We start from the raw sequence: 23,048 nt of genomic DNA, 5'->3' as shown, positions 1-23,048 counted from the left end.
TTTTATAAAAAATATGAAAGGAATGAGACTCCAAATGGAAGATGTGATAGAATTAGACAGTTTTTTATCCGACTTTGATTCGTATGATGAGTTCATGAAATACACGGAATGGTGGATTAGCGAAAACAAGGACGAGTTTACACCACATGAACTAGCCGCTCTCCAATGGCTAATAGAAGTTTCCAATGTAATTCCTGGAGTGTGCATCTCAACAGCTGAAACAATACTTTACGTTATTTACCATCACCGACATGGTTACATCGAAAAATCAACTTTCAATAGTATGATAAAAACGGCTGTGAAACTAGGTATTATCAGTGTTTATGAAACACATAGACTTAACGAACCGAATGCCTTCAAGCTCTACGGATTTAATAACATCATCGAACTAAACCATAGAACAAGGGGACGGTTCTCCCGTTTCCCTAAAAATTCCCATTTAGAGGGTAATCCAGTTCATTTGTTAACCTTCAATAAATAATGAACCTTTCATTTCAAAAAATTAATCAATCGTTTGATTAATAAATAATATATACTGGTAAAAAAACAGATAATAAACTGTTTTCAACTGAAAACGCAGCATCCGCCATTTGAGAGGATGCTGCGTTTCATTTTTCATACGGTGGGACAGTGAACCGAACCTATGTCCCTTTGAAACTTGAAATAATCATAAAATCAGCTAAGTGGTAGATATTAGGAAAACAACGGAACCGTCCCCTGTTTCAGTCCCATGTTTCATTAGAAAAACGGTGGAGCCGCCCCCTTGTTTCCAGAAACCTCTTGTGTATAGTCCTTTGAACTTAGAACTAAGTCTGCTAATCCATTACGATCAATCAGCTTTACACCATTCGATTCTGCTAGTTCCTTAGCTGGTGCTGTAAAGTAGTTATTCGTTATTACCCAAGCCTCATGTGCTTGATAGTAAGTTTTCGCTGAATTGATTTCTTGAACAGCTTTAATGCCTACTTTCTTTTTATATCTCTTGGCTTGAACTACAATCCGTTCCTTTCCTTCAAGTATTAGGTCTGCACCAAAGTCATTGGATGCTTGGGTTCTATGTACTTTAATACCAAGTTTTTTAAAAAGTATTGATAAAAATTGTTCAAACTCGATACCGTTCATCACATCAATATCTGACATGCCTGCTTGACTTAACCTTGCTTCTAATATTTCTAATTTTTTTCGTTTATAAAATTCATTATTAATCCCCCATGCAAAAGTAAAAAGCACAATAAGAATTGATACAAAAAATATAAAATCTAAAGTGGCATTATTAAACACAGTAGTTCATTCTCCTTTTTCCAATAATTAACTATTTCTATTGTCCATCAAAAATTACTTATGGTCTATATATTCAATAAAATCTTTAAAATAGTTTTGCACCATTAAATGTATAAAAGGTTTAATATCTGCAAACTTTCACGTAAATTTCAGATTACTTGCCAGAGTTCAACGATATGCATTTCAATAGCGATTAAAAGAGATTAGGACATAGAGTTAAAACTCTTAGTCTAGCCTATTTAATAAGGGTCATTAATTAATATTCGCTGAATTTAGATGATTTCATTCGTATCCCCCACTTACCAAGTTTCTATACTAGGAACAATGGGACGGTTCTCCCGTTTCCCTAATAATTCCCATTTAGAGGGTAATCAAGTCCCTTTCTTAAGCTTCAATTAAATAATGAACCTTTCATTTGAAAAAATTAATCAATCGTTTGATTAATAAATAATATACTGGTAAAAAAACAGATAATAAACTGTTTTCAACTGAAAACGCAGCATCCGCCATGTGAGAGGATGCTGCGTTTCTTTTTTCATATGGTGGGACAGTGAACCTGTCCCTATGTCCCCGTTTGAAACTTGAAATGATCATGAAATCAGCAAATTGGTAGATATTAGGGAAACAAAGGAACCGTCCCCTTGTTTCCTCTTGTTTCACTATAGCGACAAAAACATTATTGGCTCTCCCTCACCTGGAGAAAATAATTCAAAATCCAATTTTTCATAGAAATGTATCAATCTTTCAACTTTTTCTTGCCGTTGCTCGTTAAACGTTTCACCTTCAATAGGCGCTGGTATTAAAATAATATAATCAATACCTAAAACACGACTGAACCTGATTAAATCTTTTATCGCGGTGATACCATAACCTTTTGACCGATATTTGTCATCAACTTTTATTGCATCCAAACACAGAACTTTTTCTTGTCCTAAAATGATATTTCCGGTTTCTAAAAAGGTCTCAATGAGATATAATTCATCACCTGAGATAGAATCAGCAGTATCTATGATTTCATCTAAGTCATCAAAACAAAACATATTGAAGACATGAAACCGAATGTACCCTATCTTTTTCCTACTAAGATCATTTCCATCATCACTATCTAATGAGATGGTTGAGGACCCCACAATATATTCAAATTCATCATCAACAGATAAATGGTGATTTACTGAAATCCATGATAATTCTTCATCCATACTTAACTCCCTCATTTCTACCTGTTTTTCTTATATTTATAAGCACTAAATTTATTTATATACAATACCGAACTGAACGAATAAATTCTATTTTCGAATAAACATAAATGCTTCTATTGCACATTATTTGCTAATTTATTATGCATATCTCATAACGGCTTTTCGAAAACACCATGATTGTTTGCCTGTTTCGAAAAAGTTACCTTAATCACTCCACGAAAGGGTAGATTTTAAGGAAACGACTGAATGATGTGACCCCTCGTTTCATTCTTCATGAAATGGAATTATTTAGGGAAACACTGGAACCGTCCCCTTGTTTCTCCTTGTTTCACTTGTTTCATGGTATATAATCCTAATTAATGAATAATACTTGTAGTATAGCGAGTAAGTTTCAGTTACTTGTAGTTGCTTGTAGTATTTGGTATATTGGAGGTGTGAGGTGAATTGAATATGGCTATTACAGAAATTGAACAAAGAATTTTTGAAGATAAAATTCAAAAGTTAAATAATATGAATTTGGAAGAATGGGCCTCAGATAGTTTTGCTGACAAGCAATTTAGACTCATTTTTATCAAAGCTATTCATAACTTAGTACAAGATGAATTTAAATCTAATGACAAATTATCTGAAGCTTCATTATTGGACAACATTGACATTGCAAAGAGTACATTAGAAGAATTGTTGCTCAGTATGGTAAAAGTTGCATCCGCTCCTCGAAAAAACAAAATATATAAGTATAAGTTACCAAAACAAGAACTAGTGAAAGGCTATACCACTGGTCAGTTAGCAACATATTTCGGTGTAAGCACTACATCAATTAACAATTGGATTCATGAGGGGAGATTCTTAATTGAGTTACCAGATGGTACAATGGAAAAAATAGTTCGAAAAAACTCACATGAAAAGGTAAAGATTCACCCTGAAACCTGGTACGATGCACCGTCTGGTACTCGTTACCAAGTAAAAGAAGTGATTCAAGCCTACGAATATGACGTTGCAGAATGGGAAAAATCCAGAAGTGTAAACACTGTTACTGAGGAGGAGCAAATTCGGTTATATTTAAAACACTTTAAAGAGAAATATAACGGCGAAGATTTCCAGGCTGTTTTTGGGGATAGAGACTGGGATCAACTCTCTGCACAAGAAGAAGCAGATGCTGCTATGTGGTCTTTCTTCTTACAAAGGATTCGTAGTGAAGACTCTCGGGATTAAAAGGACAAATTTTCGAAAACTTGAGGCATTGGACTACAAAGATATTATTGACGAGGTCACACCTATCCCCAGTAAGAGAGCACTAATACATCATGGGCCCAATGTATCAGTACAAGCGAAACGCATTAAATTTAAACTGCACTTAGAAATCCCCCCTCTTTATTGCGTTGAATATATCGATAATGCTTCCGGTGAGATAATAGAATACCATTACGATTGGGAAGATAGTTCAAGTATATTAATGAAATTTCATGCTCATTATCATCCTGAGGAAGCTCCAGCAGCTGTAAAACAGTTTGATCCCTTTCATCTACATGTAAAAATTGATGGAAATGACAAAGAAGCCCGCAAGCGTGAACCAGACACACAGTATAAATGCTTATACAATGTTTTGTACTTTATTAAAAGCCATGCGTATGTAAAAGCCTATACGGGAAAGTAAGAACTGTCATACCAGACCAAGTAGACGTGTTTAAAGTAAATAATAATCGGCATCTACAGTTGGTCTCGTAGTAAACTGACTAATAGTATATAAGAGGAATCCACCTTTTAAAATCAGCTGTTCTTTATAATTGGAGCGGGCCAGTCTTCTTATAAACTCTTCCTGACAGAATAAATTTAATAACTGTTGTAATGGAACACCCTGCTCTTTCGATTTATTTTTTAGTTTAGCTATTACAGATGCTGAACGGTCTGCCATTACAGCCACACTCCGATATAAGTTTGAATTTTTTTCTCAATATTCATTATTTTCCCGTATTCATATAGCTTTCTTATGTTTTTTCGATCATCTTGCACATACCTTTGTATCGCTTTGTTAAATACTTCCTTTTCAAGTTTTTTCTCGTAACGCAACACATCACAAATCGTTCTGTCCCGGTTATAAATATTCACACGAACATTATCCACAACCAAATAATCAATCCCAATATTTACATATTCACTCTTGATGTAAAACGGCTGAATAAATGGATAATCAATATTAAATTTGGATTTTGATGTATGTTTATCTACTGCTATTTGCCACATTTGAGGGATACGGTCCGTATAATCATATTGCATCAGGGCACTTTCTAAGAAAATTACTGACTCTGGAAACAATCGAGCAATCACAACTTCCTCCCTGACCATATAATCCGTAAGTTCATAAAAACCACGTTTAATTTTGGTAATCAACCCTTCAGCAAGTAGATCATTAATTTGTCTGCTCGTTAATCCACATTGGTTGAGTTCAGAGGTCTTCAAAATACCACCATACTTTTCAAATTTCTTTTTAACAGCAGAAAATTTATCCATAAAACACCTCAATGTCCGCTTGTAAATTTAAAAGCGGATATTTTAGTGCAATTTTAACGTTAATTAGAAAAATTTTTAAGTGTTTCCAAACCTGAAATGGCGAAACAGGGGGACGGTTCTACCGTTTCTCTATTCATTACCAGTATATCACCCAGTATTATACAAACTGCTCAACGTGTGCATATTTATCGATTAATTTTCCCCAAAAAAGTAGCCAGGACGTAGAGTTAATACTCTCAGCCTAGCCTTTTTAATATGAGGATTATTCTCTTCCCGACTTTTACGATATCATTTGTTTACCCATCATCAGAATCCTAAACAGAAATTCCTCGCAAGAATATTTATTTACCTGACTTCAACATATGAATTGTTCTATTTCAATCATATGAATAGGTATACCACCAAACACCCCAGGAATGGGAGAAATAAACTCGTCCTGAAATGACAACCTCGAATGTGGTTCGTGTACCTCAGACCGAGGATTTGCCTAGGGCTTCCTTCAGATTCAGCGTCACCACGGACACCTTGCCTTCGGCTAATGGATCGAATATCCCAACGTCCATAGCGGACTTTCACTGCCTAGTTAGTGAACATGCCTGGCACACAAAAATGGTGGGACAATTAACCCTTTGTCCATATATATGTATGCTGATATTCCTATTTATGCTTGGTGGATATTTGAAGAAATAAACAATGGAAGAAATTAGGTAAACAGTGGAACCGTCCCCGTGTTTTCTGCTTATATTACTACTTATGTTTGGTGGATATTTGAAAAAATAAATAATGGAATAAATTAGGGAAACGACGGAACCGTCCCCCTGTTTCTCGGTTACTCCATTGATGCTTTGATGCGATTTGACGAATCATGTTTAATTGATGTTCTTTCATTGGACAGAGTGCCGACAATTTTTCAAAAGGAACCTTGGCGTTTGTCACTTGCTGTTGATAGCGTCGGTATTGGATTTGACGTGCCTGCTCCACCTTTTTTCGGATAAAATCAGAACCGATTTGTTCTTTTGATGATTGACTAAGATTCACAGGTTTTAAATGAAGCAGTATATCAAATCGGTCAACGATTGGCCCTGAGACTTTATTTTGATAGGATTGAATTTGTTTTGGGGTGCAGGTGCAATAACGAGTATTTGAATCATGATATCCACATGGGCAGGGGTTCATTGCGGCAATGAGCATAAATGAGGAAGGATACCTAACCGTTGATTGAGCCCTACTAATTGTGACCACTCCTGATTCAAGCGGTTGTCTTAACATATCAAGCGTTTTCTTCGGGAATTCTGCGATTTCATCAAGGAACAACACCCCATGATACTAGTTAGATAAGAAAACTAAATATAGAATTATATCTATCCGAAAACACTATATATTGTATCTAATTCACCTTTTTTATCTTTATATAATGATGTTTTTGTAAGAATAGATAGTATGTGTGTTAGATGTATTTATAAATGAAGGCGAACAAAAAAGCCCACTACCATTAATGGCAATGAGCTAACTTAGACGAATTTCTTCTATTATATATGCTAAGTAAATTTATAATCACTTTTTTATAACTGATAAGCTTTAACAATAGGAGTATTTCGAAAGCTAACATTCGCTTTACCGTTATTTTCAGTTACAAGAATAAAAGGACGGTTTAAGTACAATAAATCTGAAGAGACATCAAACTCACCCTCAATATTTTGAGCCAATATGTTTTCTATTGATATATCTTTTATCTTATTGACAATAGAAAATACAGCAATTAGTTTTTGATCGTTATAATAAAAATTATCATCTCTTTTCTCGAATGTGTATGAGTCATCTTCCGTCTCAATTACAAAATGACTTTTTACTAACTTAGGCAAGTCTACCTTCTTTCCCGGAAATTCAAAGTGGTGAATATTTAAAATAAGGTTACCAAAGTTTTGTTTATAATAAAGCTTATCGATCGTTCCCTTTGTAACCGTCATACCTCTATCATCAGATCCAGAAAAGCCAAACAAACCTTTTTTCGCAATGCCTTCAAACGTCTTGAACCCGCGAACTTTCATAAAGTCATAGTATGGGTTATCTTTAAGATTATCTAATGCTTTTTTCGGCAACTGCACACTACAGAAGTCACTAATCTCTTTTTCCAAAATTGGTGGAGTTATATCTGTCATCATATAACCATTTTCTTTTCTCTCAATCTTAAATACTTCTTGTTTTGTTGTTTCAACGAAAAACATTGGATGCTCATTTAGCTCTTCTCTTGTCAAAGCATTAGACACGATAATTCACTCCTTAAAATAATGTTATGTATTACAGATTTTCAACCATGATTTTTAATAGCTTGATTTTTTCTTCTCGCGACACCTCAAGCTCATCAAACTCATTGTACTTCTTCTCTGAATCAGGAACTTGCTCCCAATAATAATGTTCATAACCGACTATATCAGCTACAGATAATAATAAGGTTTCAATATAGTGATTAAACTTTTCATGGTCTTCATTACATGCATGCTTCACATCAATATGAGACATTAATTTTTTTATACCTTGAATAATAAGTTCAGTATCATCTTCTGACTTACCAGAAATAGTAATTTCTGTTTCCAGATCATTTTCTTGAGCTGAGTATTCGCTGATTTTAACTGTATTCATTAATAAAATCACCTTTTCAAATTTATTCTTTTACTATAAAACTCCAGGATGTCCATCTTTTTGGCATTTGTAACAAGCATGCATTTGAATTGGAATAAGAGTATCTTTGCAAACATCACAAACTTTCTTTCGTTTCCTGTCCCATAAAAAGGCACACCGCTTACAGAATGTTTTTGTATCTTCCAGTGAAATATAACGCTTATGTTCTTCTATCCCTTGTAAGATGGCTTTTTTTCTAATCTTATCTCCATATGTGTCCCAAATGTAATCTTGCAATCTTCTATTTGCCATTCCTCGTTTTAAGTCATTAAATGAAGGAGCAACACCCAGTTTTGGATGATAGGGAACCATCTTAGGTTCATCAAATTCGTGATAACATTTGGCACAACGATAAGTGGGTTTCATCGTTTTTCGTTTGCTTATACTTCTCACTCCGCAAGATGGACACGACTCTTTTGTATCCGTGAATTGGTCCAGATATATTTGAACCTCTTCATCCTTCACATCAGGAAGGGAGTTATTTAGTTTTTCGTCTTCTAAAAAGGATTCATAGGCAATTCTTACATGAGTCCTGTATGACGATGGGTGCCACATATGCTGTAAAACCATTTGCGGTTTTGTGCTGCCGCATTGTTCACAAGAGTCTTTAATAAGTTCATTTCGCTTTTTCTTCCAATGCTCAGTTTGCCATGGTTTAGTAGTTGACCCATAAATTTTTTCCCCAGCTTCGGCAAACGTTATCTTATCACTACGTAGTGCTTCTTCAACTTTTTCTAGCTCTATCAAGTTCATAATCTAATGCCTCATTTCTTATCTGAGGTTGAACTGTAATCAACTTCTCCCTCATTATTTAGATCTGTTACTTTTTCTTTTTCACCGTTTGCATTTATTCGGTATAGCCCTGTTTCATCATGATGGAAATGTCCTCCACAATTTTCTAGATAGGCTTTTCCATATTCACTTTCAAAGTCAAACGGATTAATTCCAAGTGTCTTTTCAGCCTCTACAATAGCTAGTTGGATGAAATCAGCAGCTAAATTTGCTCTACTAGTTTCTAATTGTTTTGCAAGGTACTGCAAACGAAAATTTGTTTCATTTTCGATAGAAACGGAAAACTTCACTGGTTTTGGAATCTTTTCTATTTCTAACATCGCTATTCGTTCTTCGACATATTTTTGAATCGAGCTCATTACATATCTCCCTTTAAAGATTATTTTATATATTATACAAAAGATTATTTTCTGTAATTTTTATTTTATTATCTTATACTTTGATAATGTCAGTCAACCGGATTCTTAAAATTATTACTTATACTACTTTTATTAGGCTAATACTCATCTGAAGTATAAACAAAAAGCCCACCACCAGTTTTGGCGATGAGCAGAGACTAACTATTTTTGAACTAAGCCCTATTCTAGTTTATTTGACAAATAATTCATTTCTATTTTTAACTTGGGCCATCTCTAATTTATTGAACTGTGAAACTGTGCTTTGATATGCATCGCCTTGATACTTCTCGTACTCTACAGTAACAACAACGGCATAATTGAAAAAGTCGGAAAGGTGTTCCTCAATATTTCTATCCATGGCATGTAAAACTAAGAATGGAGAATCTAAATTTTTGTATTGTACGGAAACACCCTTTTTCACAATGGTATCCCATTTAAATTCCGCTCTTCTTTCTTGTTCATTCAAATACATAGTTCCTGACTTTGTAACAGGAAACCTGCTTTGTTTCCAGTTTTGATTCAATAATTCCTGTACCTCATCTTCCTGAGTAAGTAAATTCCTCTTGTAATTATGCTTATTATCAGGAGATGTGAACTTATAATCATTTACATTAGGATAAAAGTATTCCTCTATCCCACTTGTTGTGTAATCCTCTGTATTTAAAGGGTTAGGCTTTGCAGCGATAGCAATAGTCCAATAGATATTCACCTTACCGTTATAATCAAGATCCTTTACGACCGGTATTTCTAACCGAGCATATTTTTTAGGCAATATCCTCTGTTTATATAAAACTGTAACTCTATTTGTATCACAACCTAAAATTTCTTCTACTTTTGCTGGGGTTGCACCATAACCTAAATACCTGTCGAATTGCATTTCAGGATGCATTGAACTATTAATAATTAACGCTTTAGCCACTAGAGGATCAACTAAATTACATCTCCCCATAATCTCTGCTGCTTTTCTTGCTACCAGCGGTGCAGCAAAGCTTGTACCACTAGCAAAAAATCGCGACTTTCCATCTAACCCTACTAAATGAAATGGGTTTCTTTCACAGCCACCAAATTCTACAATATCGGGCTTTACCTTCGCTCCTTCTCTTCCCTCACCAATACAACTATATGGGGCTCTAATTATCTTTTGTTCTTGATCAAATGTATACGCACCAATACCCAGGCCATTTACCGTGTCTGAAGGAGATTGAATTCTTCTACTATCATCATCTTCCATATCACCATCGTTTCCTACAGCTACCGTAAAAAGCCTCTCCCCATTTTGTGATAGGCTATCGATAACATAAGTGAATCTTGAAATATAGTCATCTTCTATCGGACCATATGGACCTATTGATAAATTATATATTTTTATATCTGTTCTTTTGGGCACAACATCTTCAATAACATCTATAACCTCATATAAGTCTATGTCATTTGGATCAGATGGAGGAAGTACACGGAAGCTTTCCACATTTACAAACGGGGTTTCAAGCGTATCTTCTTTCCCGTACTCCTTTAGGTCACCATAAAGGATTGTGCCTACCACTCCGGTTCCATGTTGAATAAAATCAGGTATTTCTTCTGTTTCAATAGGATTATTTTCTTTAGAGAAATCACTAAAATAAGGTGAATCTTCTTTTAATCCCCCATCAAATACTCCCACTGTAATTGATGATTTTGTATTTTCAAGCGGAGGTTTAGGCAAGGCTAAATTAGTCAGAGAACCTCTGATTTCTGGAACTCCTCTAAAAACCATTGGATGCACAGTTCGAATTGGATTAAAATTCACTAAGTGCTCCAATGTTTCCCTTTCAACATACGCACTAATGAACGTTGGTCCAGGCGAGTAGCTGCGAACCTTAGCCTTATTAGGGTTGCCTCCATATTTATTAAGCAGATTCATAAATCTTTCTTCCGCTACATCTTCCAAGTTACCGAAAGGATGTAATACAAATTCGACACGACCACCATTCCAGTCTTGATTAAAAATATCTAGAAGATAATCGTTATCACCAATATAAAATTCCTCAACTGTTCTAATATCATCAATAAAGCCTTTAGGTAAATCAGAAGACTTTTGATTAAGCAGACGCTCTAGATATACCAGTTCATCCTCTGACATTCTCAGGAATATACTTTTCCCTTGCTTTATTGTCTCTTTTCCATTATTCACTTCTTTTACCTGCCACTTTTTAGAACCAACATCTTTTATTCCTGATTGTTTTATTAAATTATTCGGATGATATGATTTTGCTGTATAACCCAGAGCCATTTTCATGTTAAATATAACTTCATCCAGTCTGTTTTCGGCAGGTATTTCTTTAACTTGATCTTTCACAGTATGAATTTGACTGAGCAATCTTCCTCTTGCATCTTCATAAGATGGTCTTCTGTCTGTAACAGGGGCACCTGGTCTGTTTTGATCCGGGAAAATATAGTTCTCTCCTCTACCTAAAATAGGCCTAAATTTATCAGTCATCTAAGTTTCCTCCTTTTTCTTTTAGATAGTACTGTATAGTTGAAGGGCTTTTACCTAACCAAGTAGCTAAAGTCCTAATAGAAACATCTAATTTTTCTTTCGCCAATTTACAGAACTGTTTGTTAAATTCAACAGTATCTCCTTTTATAAAATCCGGTAATTCCCTAAGTAAAGCATCTTCAAGACTTATTTCAGAAAGAACAGACTTCCTTTTTGCCCTTTCCACTAACTTACAAATATCAGCACCAGATAAACCTTTAGCCATTTCACCAATTACATGAATAATGCTTGTTAAATCTTTACTCATTTTTACGCTTATTAGTTCATTCATCAATATCTTTATTCTTTCGTCTTTATCAGGTAATCCAATTTCAATCGCCCTATCAAATCTTCTCCAAATTGCACTATCTAATAGATCAGGATGATTGGTTGCAGCAATGATAATTGTGTGATTTGGCCAATCCTCTAGTTCCTTTAATAGTACATTTACAATTCTTTTTAATTCCCCTAGATCAGACATATCATCTCTTCTTTTAGCTACGGCATCAAATTCATCCAAAAGCAATATTGAAGGGCCTGACTTCGCATAATCTAACACTTTTTTTAAGTTCTGCCCCGTTTTTCCAAGATAGCTAGAAATTGTGCTAGAAAGATCAAGGACTATAAGATTCAGACCGAACACCCCTGATAGATACTTTGCAAGTTCCGTTTTCCCAACTCCAGGAAGCCCATATAATAATAATGAACTTGGTGGATTAAGCCCCACACTCATAAGTTTCTTAGATTCTCTTCTTTCTTGAATAAATGTATCGATTAATTCATTAACCTTATCCGAAAAAATCGGTCTGGCAACCTCTAACGGTTCGTCGACAGTCGCTAAAGAAAAAAGCGTCTCCGTATCAACTGGCGAATCACTAATTCCTACAGATCTTTTTGCGCTGGCACCGACTCCATGCTGCGATAAAGCTTCTGCAATTTCGTTTGCAATACTAGGATGAGTATCCTTAATTCTCCGAATTAACCTCATAGCAATAGATCTTACAGTTCTATAATCCTCATCTAACGATGCTCTAATTAGTGAAGGTAGTAATTTCTCTAAACTCATTGTACTATAACACCTCGTTAACAACTTTTATAATACACTTGTGAAACGCTGATATTAACAAGTTAAATCAATCAAGTGTATTATATAATTTGTATTATTTACTTTATAATACACCTATATTTTAGAATTAACAATAATATTACCCAATTTAGCAACAAAAAATGAGCCCCACTTCTCCAATGCGAGAAATAAGGCTCATAAAATTGTTTTTTGAAGTTGGCATTTTGTTGCCAGAGGATGTCCACGTTATTCCCGAAACAAAGATTATTAAAACAAATGTGTACACCCTTATGCGACTTTCCGTAAGATTACTGCACATCATTATATACACTTGATAAGAAGGCAATGTAACATTGTATGAGTCTAAATTTCCATACTTTTTAGTCTATCGTGAACACTTGCTAATACGGTCAACGCATCTAAATTATTTTCCCTAATGTAGGAAAATAATGATTTCACTCTATAAATGAAATTCACGTCGATGGTCACTTCATGAATATTCTTTGTCCCATAAGCATTCAAATATTCTTCTACATAAGTCCAAAATCCAACAGAACATAAATCTTTTCTAATAACCGCGACTTCATCAACTATTCCTGCATTAACATAAATTTCGTCAAAAAATTTATTTGTTATCCAATATACCGACTTCAATGGGTCGGGTGTGTACACACTATCAAAACTTGAATGTAGTCGACCAGCATTCAGCTCAGAAAGCAACACCCTATACCTTGCTTCTGGTTTTTCTTTAGAGTGGTAAAAACCAGTTATAAATTCAATAATTTTATTACTCTCCGCTTGTCGAGAAATCATATATACCAAAAAGTTTAGGTCCAATAATAATTCTAATGCAAATACTTCTTCATATTCACTAGAGATGTTTTTATGATAATCCCCGTGAGCAATAGGATTTCTTATGAAATGATTATAGTAGTATTTGAAATGTAAAACCGCTTCCGGATAAATGCCTGTGTCTAGATTTTCTAAGTACTGTATTTTCTCCCTAAGAACAGCGTTTTCAAATACCCTCAAATCCTTAAACCTTTGGGTCATAGTTGCATCCATAAGAAAATCGCTAAAAAGACCTTCAATTTGAACGGGTGCGATATTATTAAAAATGATATAGTCTTCTTCCTGGAAAAAGTCCAAAACTTTCAATAGTATGCCTTTCCGTTCTCGGACACAATAACTACGTTTAAGTTCAGTTTTAATGAATTCAACTACGTTATTTTCTTTTATGAATGCCTGAAGTCTTTTTCTATATAGCTCATTATTATTTTGCTTCAAATTTATTAGTTCATCCGGTTTTGGAATTGACTTAATCTTTTCCTCGCACTTTCTAAGCCATTCGTCTTTAGAAGATAAATAAGATTCCTTGTATCCATATCGACGTACATCCTCTATCTCTTTATAGACTTTCACCTTAAAAAAAGGAACCAAAACATTTTTTATATTACTTTCCGTAATATCTAATACATCATTGTAATAAGCAAATTTCATTTCAGCTGTAATCAAGCTGTCATCCCGACGTGATATATCAAAAGCATATTTCTTCAATCTATGTTTGATCTCATATTCATTTGTTTCATCAGCAAACACATCAAGTTCTCTTATTAGAAAATCCCTTGAATACTCCAGTGTTTCCTTTTCAGCATATAATTCCTTCGATTTTCTGATATTATTTAATAGCTCATTTTCATATGCTGCTAAATTTTTCATAATATCATTGTTAAGATTATTCCTATTAACAATATCAGCCTTTTCATTTTCTAATTGCAACATATCTCCTTGAATAGTGTTTATCCTGTTATCAATAGTAGATATTATTTTGTTAATCTTTTCTTTAGTACTTTCATACTCGAGGAGTAATTTTCTATGTGTATTTTTCGGTAAATCGCTAAATCTTATTATATCCCTACAGAACTTACTATAGAAATCTTCATCAGTTTTTATATGCAAATTTTCTCTTAAGATTTTACTCGCATATTCCTTTAGATGATTTATTGTAATTCCACTTATATTATCCAACAACAAATCAACGGAATATTTACCCAAATCAATATACGAATTGATTAATAAAGCCTCTAAACTTGCAGCCTCATTATATTTGTAAATGATAAACTCACTTATCATCTGGAACTCTTCTTTTTCCAAAGTTTAGATTACACCTCTTCCTGTTCCTTTTCCATATATTCTTCCCGTATCTGAGAAAGCGTCTTCCCCGTCTCCTTATGAACAGCAAACACATAGGTTTGGATGCTGTTCCAGCCAAACAGCTCTTTTAACCATTTCTGCATAGAGATTTCTTCGCCATTAACCTCTACGTTCCCATTAGGCAAAAGGGTGCCTTCATCATCCCGGCCTTTTGCAACAATTATATCCCCAGCTTTAACAACGCCCCATTCGAGCATTTCATTAATTTTAGGCAGTGTTCTCCGTGTGAAGCCTTTTTTCTGTGAGCTGCCTTTTATCGGGCTGTCTAAGAAATTAACGTAGTAATCTTTATATGTATTAACTGGCAAAATCTTTTCAATATTTATGTACACTTCATCCTGTATCTTGTAAGGAATCATTTTAAAACAGGTGATATCAACATTATTACTGTTTAACCAGGCAACCGCCGATAAAGTTTGCTCATCATAATCGGAAGCTACTAGTATGATTTTTTGATTCTTATTAAGGTTGCTTTCCGCACCATTTACCCGTAAAAACTCCATTAACTTCCGAGTCCCAAGTTCCACACTGGTTAAAGGGCCGCTTTCAAATTCATTCCGATATTTCTCGATGTAGGGGGCTTATATTCTATTCATTAAATCCTCTGGATCCTCTATTGTTGCATAGCTGGCCGCATACCGAATGGCCTGAAATTCAAAGGTTTCCTTTCTCCCTTCAATGTCTTTGCGATCTCGTTTTATCTTAACCAACACGATATTCTCCTTATTATCAACGGCGGTAAGTTCACTGATCCCATGCTAGGAGTTTCGTACTTGTTTACCAACGATCAGCATCGATTCTTCTTCGTCCATATCATTTTGATATTCTTCCGTAATAATTCCTCTATATCGCTTTCCTTATAATTAAGCTCTGAAAAAGTCGTAGCACCTATTTTTACTGCCTTATCATTGGATACATTGTGCATATTAATTGCCTCCCAATTCGGACTAGCTATTAGATACTTTTACCCTATCACAATTTCATAAAATTTGACTAACATCGCATACAAAAAACACCCCACCAAGTAGCTGTATAATAAAAATACAGTTACTTGGTGGGGTATCCTGATTACCACTTTCTATTTTTTTCTTACGTTTACGAGGGTTGCTCTTTTCCCTCAACCGCCAAGCCATCATATCATTTTGTTCAGTAGTGACTTGCAACCCAAACTTTAAATCATAAACGATTCGGCCGTCAGGACACATGAGATCCACAGGTCCCTCGTCCCGGGGGGCGGACATCAACCGATTCCCTATATCCTTCGGGAAGATGAACCTGGTCTCATGAACTGGATTGACCTATAAGATCATCCAAAAATGGTAGGACACGCACGTCCCTTTCTTTAAGAGAATTAAATGAACAACAACATCGAAGGACAAATTTAATTTCTCTGCATAAAAGTTTTCTAGAAATTAAGAAGTGGGAGCTTCCGAAGAGCACTCATGTCGAAAATATTGCTAATTAACCCATCCTAAAAGTTCTCGTACATTAATACTATAATATGGTAAAATAAATAACGGTAGGTGCCCATCTTCATCTTCATGAAAGGAGGATGGGCTAAATGAGGAAAAATATATCCAGTAAGAAAAACACTTCCCTAAAGGAAGCCAGTGCTTACAAAACCCGAGCACAAGGCCGGGCCGAGCTTGTAAAAGCTTGGATGCCCCTAATGCTACTAGTCACAGCAATAGGAGCCCTTGCCATCGCACTTATATGTGGAGTTGACGTAACTCAACTCGTACCAGTGGTACCGATATTCCAAGAAATAGCAAAGAAGTAGAAGAACTAAACATATTATAAGGATTTATTACCCCAATTATACGAGCCGTAAAGCTGCAAAGTACGTTTTGAGAGGTCTAGTCACCCACTTAAGGCTGGAAACACAGTATGCCACTTGCCACGAAAATCACGACTCGAACAGATGGGACAGTATGAGAAGGGGAACGGTCCTTCCCTAATATGTATATGTAAGAACGAAAAAAAGCCCTCTAGTCAGGAGGACTTTTTTTGGTTGGTTCAAACAATGATACCAACTCCGATTGAACTCCCTTCCGGTCAAAGAAAGGATTCCAACTCCCTATTGGGATAATACGCAATGTTTCTTGAACAATTTGAGCTTGGATTTTCGAATGGTTCTGACCCATACGAAATTCGTAACGATGTAAATAAAATACGCGAAGACGACACGACTCGGCTTCGTGAGAAAATCTATATCCACTATTAGTATAGCATTCGATCGTAAATTGTAAACAATAAAACATACGACATATGATGCCAAAATTTTCGACAAAACCAAAACACAAAAAATCCTTTTCCTTCATTAGTAATGTTTTGTAATTCCTGTGTGTCCTTTGCACTAAGTTTTAAGAAATTGTTTGGAATTTAAATCGTAACTTAGAGATCCATATGGTATATCCCTCGCCCCGGGCCCGGGGTGGAATGTGGTGCTGTCCCCATGTCCCTCCTGTAATTGACGTTACAAACTGTCCGTATACTGATGGATCCAATGTCCAAAATGCAGAGGAAGCACCCCTATGCTCCTCACTATTGCTAAAAATTCCGCAAAAAATATCGAAAATAGTAATTGATTGGGACATGATTCATTCAGCTAACTAACGAAATACCAAAAGATGGTTGGACAGTGAATGAACTGTCCCCTTGTCCCTCAAGTTGCAGAACAACTAAGAAAACTTACTATTGAAATAGGTAAAAATCCTACTTCATTCATCCAAGAAGCACATTAACATGCATCCTCCTCAATATCTCAACCAAAAAACACCAAGTTAAATAGTAATTTAATATCAGATGATTAGGTGTCTGGATTAAGTGTTTTATACTTGAGGATGGTAAAATCTATTGGATGTAATCACCAGTTTAATAGCACAATATAGAAATAGGATATGAATATATAGGAACTGCTTATATCCATAAGGAGATTCTTTAGATGTCTTAAAATATTTTTTGATATTATGCTTTCATGCGCACCGTATGGTGCGCTATTTATTAATTCTCGAAACAACTGTAAATATTTAGGTAAACACCAGAACCGTCCCTTTGTTTCAAATTTCTGAATATCAAGTTACAATTAATTGTCAATTCTGAAATTCCGAACTAAAGTTCTTGGCGGATATTTAGCAATCAGTATGTAATAGACTAAAAGGGGAATTTTTGTTGAGGAACAGAGAAACTATTCAAATCAGCAAGGTATTGATGAGACTTAGGAAAAAGAAAAACTTATCCCAGGAGGAGTTGGCATTTCGCAGTAAGGTTGCATCCAGGTCTATTACTTATTATGAATCAGATAGGAAATCACCTAATCTTACTACATTATTTTACCTATCAAAAGGGCTTGGAATGAAACCATATGAATTCATAAAGGAAATTGAAAAAGAAATAAATTGGAATCGCGAAAACTACTCATCAACTTCCAGCAACTATTTAGATGTACCCCATTATCGTAAGCGCTAACATAATTACTAGTTCCCTATTTTTCTTCAATCTTAAGATATTAGAGTATCGAAAGGAGGTGATGAAAAAAATCAACACATTGTAGAACTCCCAATTGATTATGGTTACTATTGTTTTTGGAAATTCAATTAACACATACCAAAGGAGACGATGTATTGCTAATGGAAAAATTTTATATTATCAATCAGTATACGATGTTCATTGAAGGCCTATATGATCAAAATGGAAAGTTAATTTCAAAAGTACACCAAGTTGACCGAAGTTTTCTTGTTGATCGCTCTCCGCTAGAGATTCTTGAGGATAGTATAAAATTGATTGGATATGATCTTCGCGGGGCAAAGTCGACTGCCAAATGGATTCTGGGTGAATTTAGTATGTGTCCAGTAATGGTGAATCCAATCCAAAGTATTTGTGTATTTCCAGATAGAGCCATAACAAACGATAAAGCAATTTGGTTTAACCCTATACATATTATCAGAACAACCGCCCATTTAGGAAAAACTAGAGTTGAGTTCAGCAATGGACAAACTCTCGACATTCAACGTAAACTGTCTTCCTTCAATCACAAACTCCAAGCTGCAGAACAACTAAGAAAACTTACCGTTGAAATTGGCAGTAATCCAACTTCATTCATCCAAGAACCCGCAAAAAAGCGTATCATACTCAATATCTCAAGCAAGAAACGCCGTATCAAAAAACAGAAACATAAAGACACACTAAAATAAATTACACTTAAGAGATGAGATCGAATTCGATTTATTTCGTTACTGTAATAAGAACGTTGACTCGATTAGGTAATTATTTCGCTGTTAAGGCAACACGGTTTCGCTTTTGAGCAACACCTATCCGGTGAAAAGCATCAGTATTCTTTTTGACATGATTCGCACAAAAGCATCACTAATCCGCATAAAAGCATCGCTTCCTATAGAATTAAGTACGAGAGAAAATCTCACGAATCTGTAGGGAGGAGGGCCGAAAATGGCCAAAAAAATCAAAGTGAAGTTAATTTTAGAGCTTCGTGCTGCACAAATGTCGCAGAGAGAAATCTGCCGGACGCGCAAGATGTCTCAACACTCTGTTGGTGATGTTTGTAAGATTGCAGGTGAACTTGGAATTACTTACCATGATATCAAGGACAAAACAGACGAAGAAGTCTACCGGATGTTCTATCCCGACAAGTTTATTTCAGAAACGCTTTACAAGGCACCAGATTACAGCTATATCCATACAGAACTCAAGAAAACAGGGGTTAATCTTAAACTCTTGTGGAACGAATACAAGGATAAATGCCTCTCCTCAAGTAGTTTATCCATGGGGTACACAAAATTTTGTGAAGGCTATTCTGAATATGTAACCGCAAATAGCCTGACAAATCACTTGCGTCACAAGCCTGGTATGGTTTGCGAAGTTGACTGGAGTGGTTCGACGATGACCATCGTTGATCGTACAACCGGAGAAATTATTAAAGTATATCTGTTTGTCGCTACACTCCCGTACAGCCAGTATTCGTATGTCGAGCCGTGTCTTGATATGAAGCAAAATACCTGGTTGAAATGCAATGTAAATATGTTCGAGTTCTTTGGTGGTTCAACCGTTAGGGTCACCTGCGACAATTTGAAAACAGGTGTTATCAGTCATCCACGCCAAGGCGAAATTGTCCTAAATGAAAAGTATGAAGACTTTGGAAATCACTATCTCACTGCTATCACACCCGCCGGTGTGAAAAAACCTAAACAGAAAGCATCTGTTGAAGGTACCGTTGGAAAAATAGCGACTGCAATCATCGCTCAACTTAGAAATGAAGAATTCCATTCATTGGAAGAAATAAAGATTGCTGTAGCACATAAGCTAAAAGACTTTAACGATGCAGCGTTTCAAAAGCGCGAAGGCAGTCGTGCAGAAATATTCACTGAAATCGAAAGTAAACACCTACGTGAGTTACCCTCTACTCCTTATGAAGTCGCTGAATGGATTTATGGCCACAATGTAAATCTAGACTGTCACGTCGCATACAAAACCAACCGATATTCAGTGCCATACAATTACGTAGGCAAAAAAGTGGATCTTAAGATCACGGAATCACTGGTTGAAATCTACTATAAAAGCGAACGACTTTACTCCCACAAAAGGTTCCCAGACTATCTTAAGTATAAATGGTCCACTTGCGAAGAACATATGCCGGACAAGTTCCAACATGCTAAATGGGATGATGAACGGATAATAAAATGGGCCTATTCCATTGGCCCCAATACCGGTGAAGTTATTGACCGCATCTTCGCGAGTGTTCGAATCAAAGAACAAGGATACAATTCAGCTCTATCCGTACTAAGATTAAGCAAAACTTATTCAACTGAACGTCTCGAAGTAGCTTGTGAGCTTGCACTTGAGAAGATTCGTTCGCCAAGATATAAAAATTTAAAAACAATCCTATCATCAAATCAGGATCAATTATTTCTGTCAAAAAAGGCAGAAATAAAATCTAAGGAACTAAATCAGACCGTTCAAGGTTACGTCCGCGGATCACAGTATTATGGCGGAGGTGACAATTAGATGAGTCTACTTAATGAAGAAACCAGAAGAAAGCTTCGTGAATTGAACCTTAATGAAATGATCGAAGCAATTGATCAGCAATCTCAAGATATCGGTTACTCCACGATGTCATTTGAAGATCGCATGAAAATGGCAATCGATTTCGTCTATCAGAGAAAATACAACAGTAAAGTGGAGCGACTAATAAAGTCTGCCAAATTCCGCATTGGGAATGCTTCATTCAACGACATTCATTATATTGATCGTGGGCTAGATAAAGAGAAACTTTTAAGCCTTTCAACGGTACAGTTCATAGATGTGCATTCCAGCGTCATATTTCACGGATTCACGGGATCAGGGAAGAGTTACCTAGCGTGTGCACTTGGTAAACAAGCCTGCATACACGGGGTAAGAACCAGATACATCAGAATTCCGGATCTATTGATGTTACGTGATGAGGCAACATTGGTACCACTGGGAATATCTAAACTGCTTAAAAAATTCTCCAACTACAAGCTACTGATTCTTGATGAATGGCTACTCGACGATCTATCAGAGGAAGAACAACACTTCCTCTTTGAACTGATTGAACGTAGACATGAAAATAGTTCTACCATATTTTGTACACAGTTCAAGAAGGAAGACTGGCACGCACGCCTTGGTGGAGGAGTTCATGCCGATGCAATGATGGATAGAATTGTCCACAACGCTTCTTGGATGTTTACTGGGAACCTGAATATGAGACAACTCTACGCAAAGAAACAAAACCAGGTTTAGTTATTCTTTTGCGTGCTGCCCCCCACATGGTAGTACGCAATTTTTCTTCAAGTGATATTTTTATAGATTATTACTGATGCTCAAACTGAAAATCATAGATGCTAAAATGAGTAACACGGTGTTGCTTTTTGTGCGAAATATTCAATTAGGTAATAATTCATTTGAAAATTAACACAGTAAAGGTATTTATTAAACTTTGTCCCCGCCAATCTAAATTCAGCGGGGTTCAAGGTTATCCTGTTCATTCACCGGTGAAGCGGCTCTAGTGATGGCACAAGTGGCTTCCAATTCTGTCGTTAGGTTCCCTAAAATATGAAATAACTGTCCCTTTTCAAAGCAATGCCAATATTAATACTGTTGTTACACATTGATAACTAACTAGGGAAACCCAAGAACCACCCCTATATTACAATTCCTGAAAATATTTTTGTCGAAATCACCTTTTTAGGAAGTGTACTACGTGGAGTAATTTCACTTCTCGTAATGTAATTGTTTTAAAAAGGTGAGTATTTTTGAAATTTACATCAGGAAAAATAGGTGAACTAATAACAGAATTAAGACTAGCTAGGGATTTGACACAAGAGGAATTAGCATACAATACTGGCATGAGTACCAAGGGGCTGAGCAACTTAGAAAGAAATGCTAGTGAGCCAAAATTAAAAACAGTTATGAACATGGCTTGTGCCTTTGATATGAAACCTAGCGAATTTATGGATGAAATTGAAAAATTCCTAATTAAAAAAGGAAAGTATAACGAGAATGCTTAAAATTGATTAAATTATTAGGTTTGTACTAGCTCTTGTGTTGAAGTTGGCCTCAACTATTTTTAACATGGGAATTCACTTTCTCTTTGCTAATAATTAAGCCAATTATTATCTTACTATTTCCAGGACACTTAGAATAATCATCCATTCACTTATACGAAAAGGTGGATACTTTCATTATTATTCTGTGTTCAATAGAAAACGCAGCATCATTTACGAGAAGATGCTGCGTTTCCTTTTTGTTTTACTATTAAATTGTCACAGAGTTTTTGAACCAGCTTCACGGAGCGAGAACCAATAGCCTCTATAATAAAGATAAACTGATTATTCTACGTCCAAATAATATAAACCATAGGAGGAACATCTATGTATATATTACAATTCTTGAATGCCTCTACGCATGCTGTTATCCGGGAAGAAAGGCTTGCAGATATTGCGCATATTGCTAGGATCATCAAAGCGGCTGAAGAACAAAACGAAACAAACGAGCCCTTGTACATAGTTGATCAATCACTCCGTCCCATAGAAGCAACATTCGTATCAAAATCTGTTATTCACCTTGGCACCGAATCCGTATATAAGCTCTTTTTCAAAATAAATACTGGAAAAACCCCTTTATAATAATCCATTCAATATTGGGAGAAAATTTTGCAATCTACATCGTATTTCCGGTTTAACAAAATAACGAATTAACGTACTAAAGTGTCGATCCAAATGAAAGCAGTCCCCCAAACTAATGTTCAGAGGACATCATACTATGAGAGGGCCACAGGGACAGGTCCCGGTGTTGTTTGTAATTGACGTTAACTAACTGTCCGTTTACTGATGGATTCAATGTCCAAAATGAAGGGGAAGCAG

26 protein-coding genes are annotated in these 23,048 nt (G+C 35.6%); 11 read left to right on the top strand and 15 right to left on the bottom strand.

The window, feature by feature from the left end; genetic code table 11:
- Positions 1-34: 34 nt before the first annotated feature.
- Positions 35-481: a hypothetical protein gene (locus tag FXW34_RS13395; RefSeq protein ID WP_147534515.1), complete on the top strand. Its 447-nt coding sequence runs from the start codon at positions 35-37 to the stop codon at positions 479-481.
- 257 nt (positions 482-738) lie between these two features.
- Here the strand turns inward: FXW34_RS13395 and FXW34_RS13390 are convergent, their stop codons facing one another.
- Together FXW34_RS13390 and FXW34_RS13385 are read right to left on the bottom strand one after the other, a co-directional pair.
- Complete coding sequence (locus FXW34_RS13390) at positions 739-1,281, bottom strand: restriction endonuclease (protein ID WP_147534514.1); 543 nt, start codon at positions 1,279-1,281, stop codon at positions 739-741.
- Between the two features lie 659 nt (positions 1,282-1,940).
- A complete protein-coding gene (locus tag FXW34_RS13385) occupies positions 1,941-2,480 on the bottom strand; it encodes a GNAT family N-acetyltransferase (protein WP_147534513.1) in 540 nt (179 codons plus the stop codon).
- 450 nt (positions 2,481-2,930) lie between these two features.
- On the opposite strand from FXW34_RS13385, the gene FXW34_RS13380 reads away from it, so the two are divergent.
- On the top strand, positions 2,931-3,692 hold the full coding sequence (locus tag FXW34_RS13380; protein WP_147534512.1) for a hypothetical protein: 762 nt from the start codon (positions 2,931-2,933) through the stop codon (positions 3,690-3,692).
- Between the two features lie 28 nt (positions 3,693-3,720).
- Positions 3,721-4,134, top strand: a complete 414-nt coding sequence (locus FXW34_RS13375; RefSeq protein ID WP_147534511.1) for a toxin-antitoxin system TumE family protein — start codon at positions 3,721-3,723, stop codon at positions 4,132-4,134.
- 30 nt (positions 4,135-4,164) lie between these two features.
- Here FXW34_RS13375 and FXW34_RS13370 read toward each other — a convergent pair whose 3' ends face one another.
- The 13 genes from FXW34_RS13370 to FXW34_RS23390 form a co-directional block, all read right to left on the bottom strand.
- Positions 4,165-4,392: a nucleotidyl transferase AbiEii/AbiGii toxin family protein gene (locus FXW34_RS13370; RefSeq protein WP_147534510.1), complete on the bottom strand. Its 228-nt coding sequence runs from the start codon at positions 4,390-4,392 to the stop codon at positions 4,165-4,167.
- Positions 4,392-4,988: a type IV toxin-antitoxin system AbiEi family antitoxin domain-containing protein gene (locus FXW34_RS13365; protein WP_147534509.1), complete on the bottom strand. Its 597-nt coding sequence runs from the start codon at positions 4,986-4,988 to the stop codon at positions 4,392-4,394. The genes FXW34_RS13370 and FXW34_RS13365 overlap by 1 nt, the downstream gene beginning before the upstream one ends.
- A gap of 747 nt (positions 4,989-5,735) precedes the next feature.
- Entirely contained in the window at positions 5,736-6,302 is a 567-nt protein-coding gene (locus tag FXW34_RS13360; protein WP_246141051.1) for an ATP-binding protein, read from the bottom strand.
- A 248-nt stretch (positions 6,303-6,550) separates the two neighbouring features.
- Positions 6,551-7,255, bottom strand: a complete 705-nt coding sequence (locus FXW34_RS13355) for a hypothetical protein (RefSeq protein WP_147534507.1) — start codon at positions 7,253-7,255, stop codon at positions 6,551-6,553.
- 31 nt (positions 7,256-7,286) lie between these two features.
- Positions 7,287-7,628, bottom strand: a complete 342-nt coding sequence (locus FXW34_RS13350) for a hypothetical protein (RefSeq protein ID WP_147534506.1) — start codon at positions 7,626-7,628, stop codon at positions 7,287-7,289.
- Positions 7,629-7,661: 33 nt separating this feature from the next.
- On the bottom strand, positions 7,662-8,420 hold the full coding sequence (locus FXW34_RS13345; RefSeq protein WP_147534505.1) for a hypothetical protein: 759 nt from the start codon (positions 8,418-8,420) through the stop codon (positions 7,662-7,664).
- A gap of 11 nt (positions 8,421-8,431) precedes the next feature.
- Positions 8,432-8,818: a hypothetical protein gene (locus FXW34_RS13340; RefSeq protein WP_147534504.1), complete on the bottom strand. Its 387-nt coding sequence runs from the start codon at positions 8,816-8,818 to the stop codon at positions 8,432-8,434.
- Between the two features lie 229 nt (positions 8,819-9,047).
- Complete coding sequence (locus FXW34_RS13335) at positions 9,048-11,333, bottom strand: S8 family peptidase (protein WP_187118950.1); 2,286 nt, start codon at positions 11,331-11,333, stop codon at positions 9,048-9,050.
- A complete protein-coding gene (locus FXW34_RS13330) occupies positions 11,326-12,438 on the bottom strand; it encodes an AAA family ATPase (protein WP_147534503.1) in 1,113 nt (370 codons plus the stop codon). Before FXW34_RS13330 ends, FXW34_RS13335 begins: the two co-directional genes overlap by 8 nt.
- Before the next feature lie 363 nt (positions 12,439-12,801).
- On the bottom strand, positions 12,802-14,592 hold the full coding sequence (locus FXW34_RS13325) for a hypothetical protein (protein WP_147534502.1): 1,791 nt from the start codon (positions 14,590-14,592) through the stop codon (positions 12,802-12,804).
- A gap of 8 nt (positions 14,593-14,600) precedes the next feature.
- Complete coding sequence (locus tag FXW34_RS23395) at positions 14,601-15,155, bottom strand: hypothetical protein (RefSeq protein ID WP_246141050.1); 555 nt, start codon at positions 15,153-15,155, stop codon at positions 14,601-14,603.
- 78 nt (positions 15,156-15,233) lie between these two features.
- Positions 15,234-15,362, bottom strand: coding sequence for a hypothetical protein (locus FXW34_RS23575; RefSeq protein WP_281292938.1), 129 nt, complete (start codon positions 15,360-15,362; stop codon positions 15,234-15,236).
- 77 nt (positions 15,363-15,439) lie between these two features.
- Complete coding sequence (locus FXW34_RS23390) at positions 15,440-15,577, bottom strand: hypothetical protein (protein WP_246141048.1); 138 nt, start codon at positions 15,575-15,577, stop codon at positions 15,440-15,442.
- 636 nt (positions 15,578-16,213) lie between these two features.
- Between FXW34_RS23390 and FXW34_RS13310 the strand changes: the two genes are divergently transcribed.
- The 8 genes from FXW34_RS13310 to FXW34_RS13280 all read left to right on the top strand — a co-directional run bounded on the left by FXW34_RS13310 (position 16,214) and on the right by FXW34_RS13280 (position 22,811).
- A complete protein-coding gene (locus FXW34_RS13310) occupies positions 16,214-16,432 on the top strand; it encodes a hypothetical protein (protein WP_147534501.1) in 219 nt (72 codons plus the stop codon).
- A 315-nt stretch (positions 16,433-16,747) separates the two neighbouring features.
- Positions 16,748-16,876, top strand: coding sequence for a hypothetical protein (locus tag FXW34_RS23570; protein WP_281292937.1), 129 nt, complete (start codon positions 16,748-16,750; stop codon positions 16,874-16,876).
- A 947-nt stretch (positions 16,877-17,823) separates the two neighbouring features.
- Positions 17,824-18,120, top strand: coding sequence for a helix-turn-helix domain-containing protein (locus FXW34_RS13305; RefSeq protein WP_147534500.1), 297 nt, complete (start codon positions 17,824-17,826; stop codon positions 18,118-18,120).
- A 161-nt stretch (positions 18,121-18,281) separates the two neighbouring features.
- On the top strand, positions 18,282-18,845 hold the full coding sequence (locus FXW34_RS13300; RefSeq protein ID WP_246141056.1) for a competence protein ComK: 564 nt from the start codon (positions 18,282-18,284) through the stop codon (positions 18,843-18,845).
- Between the two features lie 253 nt (positions 18,846-19,098).
- The gene (gene istA / locus FXW34_RS13295; RefSeq protein WP_147534498.1) at positions 19,099-20,670 is read left to right on the top strand and encodes an IS21 family transposase; all 1,572 of its coding nucleotides are present in this window, start codon (positions 19,099-19,101) and stop codon (positions 20,668-20,670) included.
- Positions 20,671-21,426: an ATP-binding protein gene (locus FXW34_RS13290; protein ID WP_147534497.1), complete on the top strand. Its 756-nt coding sequence runs from the start codon at positions 20,671-20,673 to the stop codon at positions 21,424-21,426. It begins immediately after the preceding gene.
- Positions 21,427-21,938: 512 nt separating this feature from the next.
- Entirely contained in the window at positions 21,939-22,193 is a 255-nt protein-coding gene (locus tag FXW34_RS13285) for a helix-turn-helix domain-containing protein (protein ID WP_147534496.1), read from the top strand.
- Positions 22,194-22,556: 363 nt separating this feature from the next.
- Positions 22,557-22,811, top strand: coding sequence for a hypothetical protein (locus FXW34_RS13280; RefSeq protein WP_147534495.1), 255 nt, complete (start codon positions 22,557-22,559; stop codon positions 22,809-22,811).
- Positions 22,812-23,048 lie beyond the last annotated feature (237 nt).

Source organism: Bacillus marasmi, assembly GCF_902168435.1.
In the GTDB taxonomy this organism is placed as follows: domain Bacteria; phylum Bacillota; class Bacilli; order Bacillales; family Cytobacillaceae; genus Bacillus_BU; species Bacillus_BU marasmi.
The sequence above is the reverse complement of the archived record's forward strand: the minus strand, read 5'-3'. Positions and strand labels throughout refer to the sequence as shown.